We start from the raw sequence: 13,803 nt of genomic DNA on the forward strand, positions 1-13,803 counted from the left end.
CTGCTGCAATTGGGGTTGCGCGGATTATCCGCGCGCCTCACGGCCGCTTGCCTTAATTCCCCAATTGGTTAAATTCGCCCCCATGAAAGCCCAACCCACGGCGCCCGCCGAGCCGCGATCGCGCGATGCCGACCGCTCGCAACTCGCGATCCTCGCCTCGGCTCGCGACGAATTCGCGCAGCGCGGCCTGGCCGGTGCCCGCATGGACAGCATTGCCGAGCGCGCGGGCTTGAACAAGCGCTTGATCTACTACTATTTCGGCAGCAAGGACGATCTCTTCCTTGCCGTGCTCGAGGGCACCTACGCCGACATCCGCCAAGCCGAGCAACGCCTGCATTTGGATGAGGTCGAACCGGTCGAGGCCATTCGCCGGCTGATCTCCTTCACCTGGCACTACTACCTCGAGCACCCGGAATTCATCACGCTCCTCAATAGCGAGAACCTGCATCGCGCCGCTCACCTCAAGCGCTCCGAGCGGATCCAGGAGATGAACTCACCGCTGGTCCAGCTGCTCGACAACGTGCTGGAGCGCGGCAAGCGTCTCGACCTCTTTCGCGCCGGCGTGGACCCGGTGCAGCTCTACATCTCGATCGCCTCGCTCTGCTACTTCTATTTGTCGAACAACGACACACTGTCAGCCGTCTTCGGCCGCAACCTGCGCGCACCCAAGGCCATGGCGCAGCGCCTGTCGCACATGACCGACCTGGTGCTCGGCTACGTGCTGCGCTGATACGGGTATCTCCTAAGGACCCGCCCGTTGACGGACCCGGTGGAGTTCCTAGAATCGTTAATTCACTTTCCGGTGAATTGAAAGCGCGGCGCCGCCGCCCAAGCCGCCGGCTCACGGTTCAACAAAGTCCAGTCGATGCTTCGCAACGTCCTGCTGTCGCCTGCATTGCGGCCCTTCCTGCTCATCCTGATGCTGCTGGTGCTGTGGGACATCGCGATCCGGCTCTTCAGGATCCCGGCCTATCTCATTCCGCCGCCCCTGCAGGTCGTGCATCAACTGATCGCAGAGTGGCCCCGCCTCCTGTCCGAAAGCTGGAAGACCACGCTCGCCACCCTTGGCGGCTTCGGCCTCACGATCGTCATCGGCATCCCGATGGCGATGGTGATCGCGTACTCGCGCGTGGTGGAGTCCTTCGTCTATCCGCTCCTCGTGTTCTCGCAGAGCATTCCGAAGGTCGCGATCGCGCCGCTCTTCGTGGTGTGGTTCGGCTTCGGCATCTTCCCGAAGGTGATCTCGGCCTTCCTGCTCGGGTTCTTCCCGGTGGTGGTGTCGACCGTGATGGGTTTCAAGTCGGTCGAGCCCGACATGCTGGACCTCGCACGGTCCATGGGCGCGAGCCGCCTGCAGACTTTCTTCAAGATCAGCCTGCCGCAGGCCATGCCCGCGATCTTCAGCGGCCTCAAGGTGTCGGTCACCCTGGCCGTCGTCGGCGCGGTGGTCGGCGAATTCGTCGGCTCCAACTCGGGCATCGGCTACGTGCTGCAAGTGGCCAACGGCAATTTCGACCTCCCTCTGATGTTTGCCGCCCTGGTGGTGCTCTCCAGCATCGGCGTGATCCTCTTCGTGGCCGTCGACCTGGTCGAGCGGCTGATGATTCCGTGGCACGCCTCGCAGCGCCACGCCCAGTGAGTCCCGTCGCAACAACTTCCAACCAGGAGACAACCATGAAGAAACTGCTTCCTTCGCTGCTGGCGGCAGCCGCTACGGCACTGACGCTCGCCATGACGCCCGCGCACGCGCAGAACAAGCCGCAGGACAAGGTCACGCTGATGCTCAACTGGTATCTCTACAGCGAGCATGCGCCCTTCTTCCTCGGCAAGGAACGCGGCTACTACGCGGAAGAAGGCATCGACCTCGACATCCAGGAAGGCCGGGGCTCCGCCGTTACGGCGCAGGCCGTCGCCGCCAAGTCGGCCACCTTCGGCTACATCGACGTCACGACCATGATCAAGGCCGCCGCCAAGGGCGCGCCGCTGAAATCGACGGGCGTCCTGTTCCAGGTCAGCCCGATGTCCGTGATGGGCTTCACCGAGAAGAACATCAAGACGCCGAAGGACATCATCGGCAAGACGGTGGCGACGACGCCCGGCGACTCGATGTCGCAGATGTGGCCGCTGTTCCTGAAGGCCAACAACATCCAGGCCGACCAGGTGAAGATCGTATCGGGCGATGCCCAGACCAAGCTGAACGCCGTAACCAACGGCCAGGCCGACCTGCTGCTTGGCTACGTGATGGACCAGGCGATCAAGCTGCAGGACGCCACCGGCAAGTCCGTCACGCCGATCCGGTTTGCCGACTCCGGCGTCAACCAGATCAGCTCCGGGATCATCACCAACAAGAACCTGCTGACCGAGAACCCCGACCTCGTGAAGCGCTTCATGCGCGCCTCCACGCGCGCCGCAGAAGCCGCCGAGAAAGACCCCGCCGCGGCCGTCGACGCGATGCTGAAGGCCAACCCCAAGGCCGGTGTGCGCGACACGCTCATCGTCGGCATGAAGCAGAGCGTGGCCCTCTATCACACAAAGGACACGGCCAACCAGCGTCCGTTCCGCGTGGCGATGAAGAACGTCAACGATTCGCTGGATCTGCTCGTGCAGTACGGCGGCATGGACGCGGCCACGCGCGGCAAGCCCGAAGACTACGTGACCCTCGACTTCCTTCCAGCCAACTGAGCCTGCAGCCGCGCGCTTCACCTTCCACGCTTTCCATGGCCCATGAAAAACTGATCGAAGCGCGCGGCGTCTCGAAGACCTACCAAAGCAAGGATGGCCCGGTCGAATCGCTGAAGCCCCTGGATTTTTCGATTCGCGAAGGCGAGTTCGTCTCTGTGGTCGGCCCCTCGGGTTGCGGCAAGAGCACGCTGCTGAAGATGGTCGCCGGTCTGCTGCCCATCACCGGCGGCACGCTGAACCTGGCCGGCCAGCCGATCAAGGGGCCCCAGAAGGACGTGGGCATCGTGTTCCAGAGCGCGGTGCTGCTGGCGTGGCGAAGCGTGGAAGACAACATCCTGCTGCAGGCCGAGATTCGCCATCTGCCCAAGGCCGCGGCGCGCGAACGCGCTCGCGAGCTGATGAAGATGGCGGGCCTCACGGGCTTCGAAAACAAGTACCCATGGCAGCTCTCCGGCGGCATGCAGCAGCGTGCATCGATCTGCCGCGCCCTCTTGCACGACCCCTCGGTGCTGCTGATGGACGAGCCCTTCGGCGCGCTCGACGCGATGACACGCGAGAAGATGAACCTCGAACTGCAGCGCATCTGGTCGGCATCGAAGAAGACCGTGCTGCTCATCACCCACAGCATCCCGGAGGCAATCTTCCTCTCGGACCGCGTGATCGTCATGACCGAGCGCCCCGGTTCGATCGCCGCCGTCTACGACATCGACCTGCCGCGCCCCCGGCCGCTCGACGTGATGGGCACAGAGCGTTTCTCCTTCTATGCCCGCACCCTGCGCGCGCATTTTTTCGCGCAGGGCAACCTCGACGCGCACTGAGGCTCCCGCTGTGCCCGTGACCTCATCCTCCGCGCCCCCCGTGCGAGTGCTGGCCGTCGAATTCGGCGTACGGCCGATGACGCTGCGCTTGCCGTTCAAGTTCGGCGCCGTCACGCTCACGCGCTGTCCGCAGGTGTTCGTGCATGCAACCGTCGATTGCGGGACGCACGGCGCCGCCGAGGGCTGGGCGGCGGAACTGATGGTGCCGCGCTGGTTCGACAAGCGCGACGGCTTCAGCCAGGCCGACAACGTGCGCCATCTCCAGCAGGCATTGGAAGCCGTGGCGGACGCATACAGGACTGGTGCGCCGCTGCCGGCCTTTGCATTGTTTGCACGTCACTACGAGGCGTTGATGGCGCACGGTGCATCGCTGGGAATGACCGCACTCTCCACCGCCTTTGGACAGGCGGTGCTGGACCGTGCGGTATTGGATGCACTGTGCCGCGCGATGCAGATCCCCGTCCACGCGGCATTCCAGCGCAATCTGGTCGGCATCGGCGACACGCCGTTGGCCAACGACCTGGCCGGATGGGACTGGAACGCCTGGCTCGCCACGCTCACGCCTTCCTCCCACCTGTACGCACGCCACACGGTGGGCATGCTCGATGTACTCGAAGGTGATGTCGCGGACGCCGCAGGGTTGCCCGCCAGCCTGCCGGCCGTCGTGCGCCGCTATGGCCACCGCTTCTTCAAGGTCAAACTCGGCGGCCATCCTGAAGCCGACCTCGCGCGGGTCGATGCGGTGCTCGCAACGCTTGACGCGGTGGCGCCCGGCCATCAGTTCACGCTCGACGGAAACGAGCAATACGCCAATTCGCATGCGCTGCGCGCGCTGTGCGATGGCTTGCGCTCGCTTCCCCGGCTGGCCGCACGGCCCGAAGCGCTGCTCTATCTCGAACAACCCCTGCCGCGCGATGCGAGCATGGATTCATCGCTCACCGCGCTGGATGCACCCGCGCCGCTGCTGCTCGATGAGGCGGACGGCACGCTCGAAGCATTCGCCATCGGCCGCCTGCACGGCTGGCGGGGCGTATCGAGCAAGGCCTGCAAGGGCCTCTACAAGGCCGTCATCAACCGCGCGCGCTGCGATCATTGGAATCTCTCCGGCGGCACCAATGGCAGCCGTTTCTTCATGTCCGCCGAGGACCTGACCTGCCAGGCCGGGCTCGCAGTACAGCAGGACCTGGCGCTCGCATCGCTGCTCGGCCTCTCGCACTGCGAGCGCAACGGCCATCACTATGTCGACGGGTTCGGCGATGCGCCATCCGCCGAGCAGGCCGGCTTTGCGGCGGTGCACAGCGACCTCTACGAAACAAGCGCGGGCCGGCCGCGCCTGTCCATTCGCGATGGTCGCTTGGCCATCGCCTCGCTCGGGCGGCCTGGCTTCGCGCACTGCGCTGACCCCGACTTCGACAGCCTGCAGCCTCTCTCGCACGCACCGGCCCTGGTGTAGCCGCCCCGCTTTCCTTCAACTCAAAAAGAGAGACATCCATGCAAACCACTCGACGCGCCGCCCTCCTGGCCAGCCTCGCCCTCACCGCCTCGTTCGGCGCAGCCGCGCAGAACGGCTACCCCAACAAGCCGATCCGCGTGATCGTCCCGTTCGCAGCTGGAAGCACCACCGACATCATTGCGCGCGCCATAGCCGACAAGATGGGCGCGAGCATGGGCCAGACGCTGGTGATCGACAACCGCGGCGGGGCCAGCGGCACCATCGGCCAGCAGGCCGTGGCGACCGCTGCGCCCGATGGCTACACGATCATGATCCACTCGTCGTCGCACACGGTGAGCCCGTCGACCTTCGCGAAACTGCCCTTCGACACCGTGAGCGACTTCGCCGGCGTCACACCGATTTCAACGCTGCCGAATGCGCTGGTGATCTCGCCGGCCAAGAACATCAAGACGCTGAAGGAACTGGTCGCCGCCGCCAAGGCCAAGCCCGGCGCGGTCAACTTCGCGTCCGCCGGCCAGGGCAGCGCCACCCATCTCAACGCAGAGAAGTTCAAGCTGGCCGCGAAGATCGATGCGACCAACATTCCGTTCAAAGGATCGGCCGATGCGGTGACCGAAGTGCTCTCTGGGCGTGTCGACTACTACTTCTCGCCCATTGCCCCGGTCATCGGCCAGATCAAGGAAGGCCACCTGCTCGCCCTGGCCGTCGGCTCGCCGCAGCGCGCGGCTGCCCTGCCCGACGTGCCGACCACCGCCGAGGCGGGCGTGCCCGGCTCCGAGTTCAACTTCTGGATCGGGATGATGGCGCCGGCCAAGACGCCGCGCGACGTCGTCAACCGGCTGCACGACGAGGTTGCGAAGGCACTGGCCAGCCCCGAAGTCAAGGAACGCTTCCTGAAGCTCGGCGCGGACGCCTGGACGCTCAAGCCCGAGCAGTTCGACGCCTACATCAAGGACGAAATCGCAAGCAATGCCACCCTGGTGAAGGCCGCCGGTCTCTCGCCAGTCAACTGAACACCACCGGACCTACAGCGGAGAACCCCATGGCACAACAACGACTCGGAATCATCATGCACGGCGTCACCGGACGCATGGGCATGAACCAACACCTGATCCGCTCCATCGTCGCGATTCGCGCACAAGGCGGCGTGACGCTCTCGAACGGAGACAAGGTCATGCCCGACCCGATCCTCATCGGCCGCAATGCCGAGAAGATCGAGGCGCTGGCCAAGGCCCATGGCATCACTCGCTGGGGCACCGACCTCGACCTCGCGCTGGAGAACAAGGACGACACGATCTTCTTCGACGCCGGCACCACGCAAATGCGCCCCACCCTTCTGGCCAAGGCCATCCGCGCCGGCAAGCACGTCTACTGCGAAAAGCCGATCGCGACCAACCTCAACGAAGCCGTCGAGATCGCCCGTCTCGCGGAAGGTTCGGGCCTCAAGCACGGCGCGGTGCAGGACAAGCTCTTCCTGCCAGGCTTGCGCAAACTCGACATGCTGCGCCGCGCGGGCTTCTTCGGCCGCATGCTCTCGGTGCGCCTGGAGTTCGGCTACTGGGTGTTCGAAGGCGACCTGCAGCCGATCCAGCGGCCCTCGTGGAACTATCGCAAGGAAGACGGCGGCGGCATGATCCTGGACATGATGTGCCACTGGCGCTATGTGCTGGACAACCTCTTCGGCGAAGTGCAGTCGGTGTCCTGCATCGGCGCGACGCATATCCCCAAGCGCTGGGACGAGGAAGGCAAGCCCTACGAGGCCACGGCCGACGACGCGGCCTACGCCACCTGCGAACTCAAAGGCCACAACGGCGAGCCGGTCATTGCGCAGATCAACATGAGTTGGGTCACCCGGGTGCGCCGTGACGACCTCGTCACCTTCCATGTGGACGGCACCGACGGCTCCGCCGTGGCGGGCCTGTCGTCGTGCCGGGCGCAATCTCGCGTCGCCACGCCGCGGCCGGTCTGGAATCCGGACGAGAAGCAGACCATGAACTTCTTCGACCAGTGGCAGGAGATTCCGGATTCGCAGGTCTACGACAACGGCTTCAAGATTCAATGGGAGCACTTCATCCGGCACGTGGTCGAGAACGCACCGTACAAGTGGACCTTGCCTGAAGGCGCCAAGGGCGTGCAACTGGTCGAGACCGCGCTCGAGAGCTGGAAGGACCGTCGCTGGGTCGACGTGCCGCAACTGAAGATCTGAGTCGTCCCATGGCCATCGCACTCACCCTCCCCACAGCGAGCGGCGCGCTCGCGCCCTACCCGCTGCGCGGCACCACACCTGTGAAGCCGGCTGCGGGCGTCAAGTTCAATCGCGTCGCCTACTCGGCCGCGCACGTCGTCGCCGATCCGCTGGCGGCCATCGATCCCTGGCTGCAGTGCGCGGTCGACTGGGACGCCACGATCGGCTATCGCCGCCACCTCTGGTCGCTGGGTCTCGGTGTTGCCGAGGCCATGGACACTGCCCAGCGCGGCATGGGCCTGGACTGGTCAACCTCGCTCGAACTCATCCGGCGCTCGCTCGACGCCGCGAAGGACATGCCCGGTGCACTGGTCGCCTCCGGTTGCGGCACGGACCACCTGAATCTCGACGGCGTCAAGAGCGTCGACGACGTGATCCGCGGCTACGAAGAGCAGATGGAGGCGATCGAAGCGCTCGGTGGCAAGCTGATCGTGATGGCGAGCCGTGCGCTCGCCCGCGTCGCGAAGAGTCCTGCCGACTACGAGCGCGTGTACGACCGCATCCTGAGCCAGGCGAAACAGCCTGTGGTGCTGCACTGGCTTGGTGACATGTTCGACCCGGCGCTGGCCGGCTACTGGGGCACGGCCGACATCGACCGCGCCATGGATACGGCGCTCGGCATCATCGCGGCGCATCCGGACAAGGTCGACGGCATCAAGATCTCGCTGCTCGACAAGGACAAGGAGATCGCAATGCGCCGTCGTCTCCCGGACGGCGTTCGCATGTACACCGGCGATGACTTCAACTATGCCGAACTGATCGCCGGCGACGGCCATGGCAGCGAGCCGACGCACGGCAAGAGCGATGCGCTGCTGGGAATTTTCGATGCGATCGCGCCGGCGGCGAGTGCCGCCCTGGGCGAACTGGCGCAAGGCCACATCGAGCAGTTCCACGCCATCCTCGGCCCGACGGTGCCGCTATCGCGCCACATCTTCGAGGCGCCGACGCGCTTCTACAAGACGGGCGTGGTCTTCATGGCCTGGCTCAACGGCCACCAGAGCCACTTCACGATGGTCGGCGGCCAGCAGAGCACGCGCTCGCTGCAGCACTTGGCAGAGCTGTTCCGGCTGGCCGATGCGGCCAACCTGCTGGAGCAACCCGAGCTCGCGGTCAAGCGCATGAAGACACTGCTCGCGCTCCACGGCGTCGGAGGTTGATCAATGAGCCCCCACCACGTTCACTTCGCCCACTGCCCCCCAAGGGGGCCCCTATCCCCCTCCCGGCGGCCGGGCGGGCACTGACCATGCGCGACTTCTCACGGAACCACGACTGGCTGTCGATCAACACCGCGACGATCCGCAAGCAACTCGGCGCGGAGGTGCCACTCGATCGCATCATCGACCAGTGCGCCGAACGCGGCATCCGCGCCATCAGCCCATGGCGTGATCAGGTCGCGGCCGTCGGGCTCGACAAGATCGCGAAGCAGCTCAAGGCGCACGGGATCGGGCTGTCGGGCTACTGCCGCGGCGGCTTCTTTCCTGCAACCGATGCGGCTGGGCTGAAAGCGGCGCTGGACGACAACCGCCGTGCCATCGACGAGGCGAAGACGCTCGGCGCGCCCTGCCTCGTGCTCGTCGTCGGCGCCTTGCCGGGTGCGCTGGAAGGCAAGGCGCTCTACAAGGACATCGGCCGTGCACGCGGTGAGGTGCGCGACGGCATCGCGGCCTCGCTCGACCACGCGCGCAAGGTCGGCATGCCGCTCGCCATCGAACCCCTGCACCCGATGCAGGCCGCGGACCGCGCCTGCGTCAATACGCTGGAGCACGCGCTCGACCTGTGCGACGAGCTCGACCCGGCGCGCTCCGGCGTTCTCGGCGTCGCGCTCGACGTCTATCACGTGTGGTGGGATCCGAAACTGGAACAGCAGATCGCCCGCGCCGGCAAGGAACGCCTGCTCGCCTACCACGTGTGCGACTGGCTCACGCCCACGCGCGACCTGCTGTCCGACCGAGGGATGATGGGCGACGGCGTCGTCGAACTGAAGAAGATCCGCGGCTGGGTCGAGTCTGCGGGTTTCGAGGGATTCAGCGAGGTCGAGATCTTTTCCGTGCTCGATTGGTGGAAGCGCTCGGGCGCGGAAACGCTGGACACCTGCATCGAGCGGCATCGCAGCGCGGTCTGAACCGAGCGCGCCAGCGGGCCGGATTTTTCCACTCGCTTACAAGTTGTTTCTGCCAGCATAAAAAGCAATCCGCGCGGGCCAATTCCATACCATGCAACGGCGCGAGAAATTCGTTCTCGCGTCGAATGCAATCTTGCGTTCATGGAAACGGGGAAAACGCCCTTGGGCAATCCCCCTCTTCGTCCGGTCTCGATGATTTGCAATTCGCCGTACAAGGCCGAACTGCCTATTCATTGAGCCGAGTCAAATCAGGGAGCAGAAACATGGCTAACGAAAACATCTCGATGGGCGCCGGAAACGACGTCATCACGACGGGGGCAGGGAACGACACCATCCACGCCGGCGACGGCAACAACCGTGTGAAAGCGGGCGGTGGTTCCAATCAGATCTATACCGGCAGCGGCAATGACACGATCACTGCCTACGGAACCGCACGGGACTCCAATTACATCGACGCCGGCGCAGGCAACGACTGCATCGATCTCGGCGCTGCGTGCGACACCGTATTGATCGGTTCCGGCAACAACACGCTGCACGCGGGCGCCGGCGACGACAGGGGCATCGTGAAGTTCGGCGAAGCCGTGGGCGCCCGGAATTTCATGTGCGGCGGCGCCGGCTGCGACACGCTGGTGCTGCAATTCACCCAAGCCGAACTGGCGCGCTCCGACGTACAGGCGGATCTGAAGCGCTTTCAGGCCGCACTGGCGTCGGGCGAGGGCTGCAAATCGTTCCAGTTCAGCTCGATGGACCTCAAGGTCATCGACTGGGAAAGGCTCGAGATCCAGATCATCAACAAGGACCCCGTACTGGCTGGGCAACTGAAGTTCGAGGGCACGGAAGACCAGGCGTTGAATCTGAACCTGCTCACGAACGCCACCGATCCCGACGGAGACACGATGAAGGTGACCTCCGTGGACGGTGCGAAGAACGGCACTGCGGTAATCGATGCCGACGGCACCGTCACGTACACGCCCAACTCGAACTGGTCAGGCACCGAGACCATTACCTACGCGGTGGATGATGGCAAGGGCGGCGTCGTCAAGGGCACCGCGACCATCACCATTGCCCCCGTAGCCGACGAGCCCACGCTGAGCGCAAGCTTCCCGACCTTGGAGACGCTTTTCCTGAACGCGGCCCTGACCGACACGGATGGTTCCGAGACGCTTTCGGTAACGATCGGACTGCCTCCGGGTGTCAGCCTTGCTCCAGCGGATGGCACCCTGGATCCCGACACCAAGCTCTGGACCTTCAGCCAGGCCGCGCTGGACCGTGGCCAAGTGACCTTCGTCACGGAAGGAGCCGCAGTCGTTCCACCCACGCTGGAACTGATCGCCACCGTGCGCGATGGTGACAGCGAACTCAAGAAAACACTTGTGGTCGAAGTCGACAACCGCTCCCCATCCATCGTGGAGCAAGAATTCACCGGCACGGAAGACGAGGCGTTGATCCTCAACCTGCTTGCGACTGCCACCGATCCGGACGGAGATCCACTGACTCTGGCATCCGTGACTGTGGATGGCGGCATGCCCCACGGCACATTGAATGTCAACCCTGACGGCACGGTCACGTACACGCCCGACCCGAACTGGTCCGGCACCGAGACGGTGAAGTACGTCGTGGAGGATGGCAAGGGTGGCCGCGCGGAAGGCCTCGCCACCGTCACCATTGCACCGGTGGTCGACGTACCGGACTTGAACCTGGCGCGCGTAGGCTTGTCGACGGTTTTCGTGGACGCGCGCCCGGCCGACAGGGACGGTTCCGAGACGCTGTCGCTGTCGATCGAACTGCCTCAAGGCCTCAAGCTCGCGCCTGCGGACGGCACGCAGGATCCGGCCACCGGACGCTGGTACTTCAGCCAGGATGTGCTGGACAACCCTCGCGCGGTGACGTTCGTTTCGGAGTTCGGCGCGGAACCCACGTCTGAGCTGGTCTTGACGGCGGTCGTGCGCGAATCCAACGGCGATGAGCTCACGAGGACCTACCATCTCTGGCACAACGCCGGCACCCGAATTGACTTCAACGCCCTGCCCGAGCCCGATCAGATCATCGACGGCGCAGGCGGCATCGACACCCTGGTGTTCAGCGGCGTGGCCGAACTCGACCTGACGGCACTCGCAACGGGGGCGCTGCGCAACTTCGAAAAGGTCGACATCGCCGACGGCGCCACCACGAAGCTCACGCTGTCGGGCGACGTGGTTTCGGGCATGTCGTCGACCCAGTCGTTGCAGGTCACTGGCGACGCGAACGACTCGGTGACCCTCACCGACGAGTGGACCTTGGTGCGGACCGAAGGCGAATTCGCCGTCTATCAGAACGACCTTCTGGCCGACGTGACGCTGCTCGTGCAAAGCAGCTTGACAGTGCACTGAGCCCCGTCCTGCGCTGGCGGGATGACGAAGCCTCCGGCTGGCCGACGGCCACCGGGGGCTTTTTTCTGCAACCAACCCGTTGGCGATCGAGGTCTGCGGAAGTACCGAAGGCGGCTGCCGCGACGCTGTGCTGCAATCCGGCGAATGCACGAGCCTACGATCGACGCGTTGCGCCGCTATGCGGTGGCACGCACCTTGTTTCCGCCCGCCACCCTGATGGGCGCGATTCGGCGCCTGGGCTTCGTGCAGGCGGACCCCATACGCTCCCCGGCGCGCGCTCAGGACTTGACACTGCGTCATCGCGTCAAGGACTACCGCGCCGGCGATCTGGAGAGCCGCTACGCCCGGCTGGCGGTTGAGGAGGACTGCCTGGTCAACTACGGCTTCCTGCCTCGCGAGCATCTGGCACTGATGCATCCGCGCGAAGCCTCCCGAGCCTGGGACGCGGAGACCCGGCGAAAGGCGGCCGACGTACTGGCCTACGTGCGCGAGCACGGTCTCGTGCATCCGAGGCAGGTGGAGCAGCATTTCGCGCATGGACGGGTGAACAACTACTGGGGTGGCTCGAGCAACGCAAGTACCCAATTGCTCGATGGATTGCACTACCGTGGCATGCTGCGCGTGAAGCGGCGTGAGGGCGGTACGCGGATCTACGAAGCGGTGACGCATCCCGTCGCTGACGACAGCCCTGACGGCCGCGCGCAACGCGCTGCCGCGTTGGTAGCCTTGGTGGTGGGCAAGTACGCTCCCCTGCCGTCCGCAAGCCTGACCTATCTGGTGCGACTGCTGGGCTACGGCGCACCGCATCTGGCCGCGCAAACACAGGCGGCGCTGCGTCTCGCTCGCGAAGAACTCGCCAGTTGCCGCATCGACGGCACCACATGGCATTGGCCCGCCGACGAAAACCCCGCGTCGCGACGTCACGCGCCCGACGATGCGCTTCGCCTGCTGGCGCCCTTCGACCCCGTGGTATGGGATCGCCGGCGCTTCGAACTCCTGTGGAACTGGACATACAAGTTCGAGGCCTACACACCGGCGCCGAAACGGCGATTCGGGTACTACGCCTTGCCGCTGATGCTGCACGACCGCGTCATCGGATGGGCGAATGTGTCGATCCACCAGGGGCAACTGCAGCCGGTCCTCGGCTTTGCCGGCAAGAAGCCGAGCGGCCCCGCATTCCGTGCGGCACTCGACGATGAGATGCAGCGCATGACGCTGTTCCTGTCCGGCCGGCTCGATCCCCGCCCGACTGCCAGGGACTTGCCGCTTGCGTGACAGCGCCAGCGGCACGTGTTGCATAGAATCTGCGACGTTCCGGCCGCGGCCGGAGCAAGCGTTCTCAGGGCGGGGTGCAACTCCCCACCGGCGGTGATGGCGGCGAGAGCCGCACGAGCCCGCGAGCGCCTGCGGCGCGCCATGCGCCGGAGGGTCAGCAGACCTGGTGAGATCCCGGGGCCGACGGTCATAGTCCGGATGAAAGAGAGCGCGATCCCGTTGCCGGGCGGGCGTGTTCGTGCGCATGCCCGGCCTCGGGTTCGTGCGCCCTGATTCAGGAAATCCTTCAAAAGGCACACCATGAGTCAGATCAACGACCTTCCCCTTTCCGCCATTCCTGCATCGGACGCGCCGCGCGGCCAGCGCATCGCCTTCGTTCAGGCGCAATGGCATTCGGACATCGTCCACCAGGCGCGCGACGCCTTCCTCGCCGAGATGAAGCGGCAGGGCGTGCCGCTCGACACCATCGACGTGTTCGACGTGCCCGGCGCATTCGAGATCCCGTTGCATGCCAAGCGGCTCGCCACCTCGGGCCGCTACGCCGCCATCGTCGGCTGCGCGCTGGTGGTCGACGGCGGCATCTACCGCCATGAATTCGTCGCCAGCACGGTGGTGAATTCGCTGATGACGGTACAGCTCGAGACCAACGTGCCGATCCTCTCGGCCGTGCTCACGCCGCACCACTTCCACGAGCACGTGGAGCACCGCAAGTATTTTCACGCCCATTTCGCGGTCAAGGGCACCGAGGCGGCCGAAGCCTGCGTCAAGACCATCGAAGGACTTCGGCGCGTGGAGGCGCTGATCGCCGCTTGAGTTCCGTGTAGAGCGGAGTAGGCTTT

At 65.1% G+C, this 13,803-nt stretch carries 12 protein-coding genes and 1 riboswitch; all 12 genes read left to right on the forward strand.

The features are described from left to right. The first annotated feature begins 82 nt into the window (after positions 1-82). The 12 genes from QTH97_RS12845 (at position 83) to QTH97_RS12900 (ending at position 13,777) form a co-directional block, all read left to right on the forward strand. Positions 83-730, forward strand: a complete 648-nt coding sequence (locus QTH97_RS12845; RefSeq protein ID WP_286568533.1) for a TetR/AcrR family transcriptional regulator — start codon at positions 83-85, stop codon at positions 728-730. A gap of 135 nt (positions 731-865) precedes the next feature. After that, positions 866-1,639 carry an ABC transporter permease gene (locus QTH97_RS12850; RefSeq protein ID WP_286568534.1) on the forward strand — a complete coding sequence of 258 codons (774 nt, stop codon included), beginning with the start codon at positions 866-868 and terminating at the stop codon, positions 1,637-1,639. 35 nt (positions 1,640-1,674) lie between these two features. Further along, on the forward strand, positions 1,675-2,682 hold the full coding sequence (locus QTH97_RS12855; protein ID WP_286568535.1) for an ABC transporter substrate-binding protein: 1,008 nt from the start codon (positions 1,675-1,677) through the stop codon (positions 2,680-2,682). Positions 2,683-2,717: 35 nt separating this feature from the next. Beyond that, positions 2,718-3,500 carry an ABC transporter ATP-binding protein gene (locus QTH97_RS12860; RefSeq protein ID WP_286568536.1) on the forward strand — a complete coding sequence of 261 codons (783 nt, stop codon included), beginning with the start codon at positions 2,718-2,720 and terminating at the stop codon, positions 3,498-3,500. Between the two features lie 16 nt (positions 3,501-3,516). Beyond that, positions 3,517-4,953: an enolase C-terminal domain-like protein gene (locus QTH97_RS12865; RefSeq protein ID WP_286568537.1), complete on the forward strand. Its 1,437-nt coding sequence runs from the start codon at positions 3,517-3,519 to the stop codon at positions 4,951-4,953. Between the two features lie 38 nt (positions 4,954-4,991). Further along, on the forward strand, positions 4,992-5,966 hold the full coding sequence (locus tag QTH97_RS12870) for a tripartite tricarboxylate transporter substrate binding protein (RefSeq protein WP_286568538.1): 975 nt from the start codon (positions 4,992-4,994) through the stop codon (positions 5,964-5,966). 29 nt (positions 5,967-5,995) lie between these two features. Beyond that, positions 5,996-7,159: a Gfo/Idh/MocA family protein gene (locus QTH97_RS12875; RefSeq protein ID WP_286568539.1), complete on the forward strand. Its 1,164-nt coding sequence runs from the start codon at positions 5,996-5,998 to the stop codon at positions 7,157-7,159. 8 nt (positions 7,160-7,167) lie between these two features. Then, the gene (locus tag QTH97_RS12880; protein WP_286568540.1) at positions 7,168-8,355 is read left to right on the forward strand and encodes a dihydrodipicolinate synthase family protein; all 1,188 of its coding nucleotides are present in this window, start codon (positions 7,168-7,170) and stop codon (positions 8,353-8,355) included. Positions 8,356-8,441: 86 nt separating this feature from the next. Beyond that, the gene (locus QTH97_RS12885) at positions 8,442-9,320 is read left to right on the forward strand and encodes a sugar phosphate isomerase/epimerase family protein (protein ID WP_286568541.1); all 879 of its coding nucleotides are present in this window, start codon (positions 8,442-8,444) and stop codon (positions 9,318-9,320) included. Beyond that, positions 9,257-11,689 (forward strand): tandem-95 repeat protein, encoded by a 2,433-nt coding sequence (locus QTH97_RS12890; RefSeq protein ID WP_286568728.1) that lies wholly within the window; start codon positions 9,257-9,259, stop codon positions 11,687-11,689. The genes QTH97_RS12885 and QTH97_RS12890 overlap by 64 nt, the downstream gene beginning before the upstream one ends. Positions 11,690-11,833: 144 nt before the next feature. Continuing rightward, positions 11,834-12,964 carry a DNA glycosylase AlkZ-like family protein gene (locus tag QTH97_RS12895; RefSeq protein WP_286568542.1) on the forward strand — a complete coding sequence of 377 codons (1,131 nt, stop codon included), beginning with the start codon at positions 11,834-11,836 and terminating at the stop codon, positions 12,962-12,964. 56 nt (positions 12,965-13,020) lie between these two features. Continuing rightward, a riboswitch (FMN riboswitch) is annotated at positions 13,021-13,178 on the forward strand. An 86-nt stretch (positions 13,179-13,264) separates the two neighbouring features. Next, entirely contained in the window at positions 13,265-13,777 is a 513-nt protein-coding gene (locus tag QTH97_RS12900; protein WP_286568543.1) for a 6,7-dimethyl-8-ribityllumazine synthase, read from the forward strand. Positions 13,778-13,803 lie beyond the last annotated feature (26 nt).

The organism is Variovorax gracilis, assembly GCF_030317115.1.
GTDB classification, from domain to species: Bacteria; Pseudomonadota; Gammaproteobacteria; order Burkholderiales; family Burkholderiaceae_C; genus Variovorax; species Variovorax gracilis.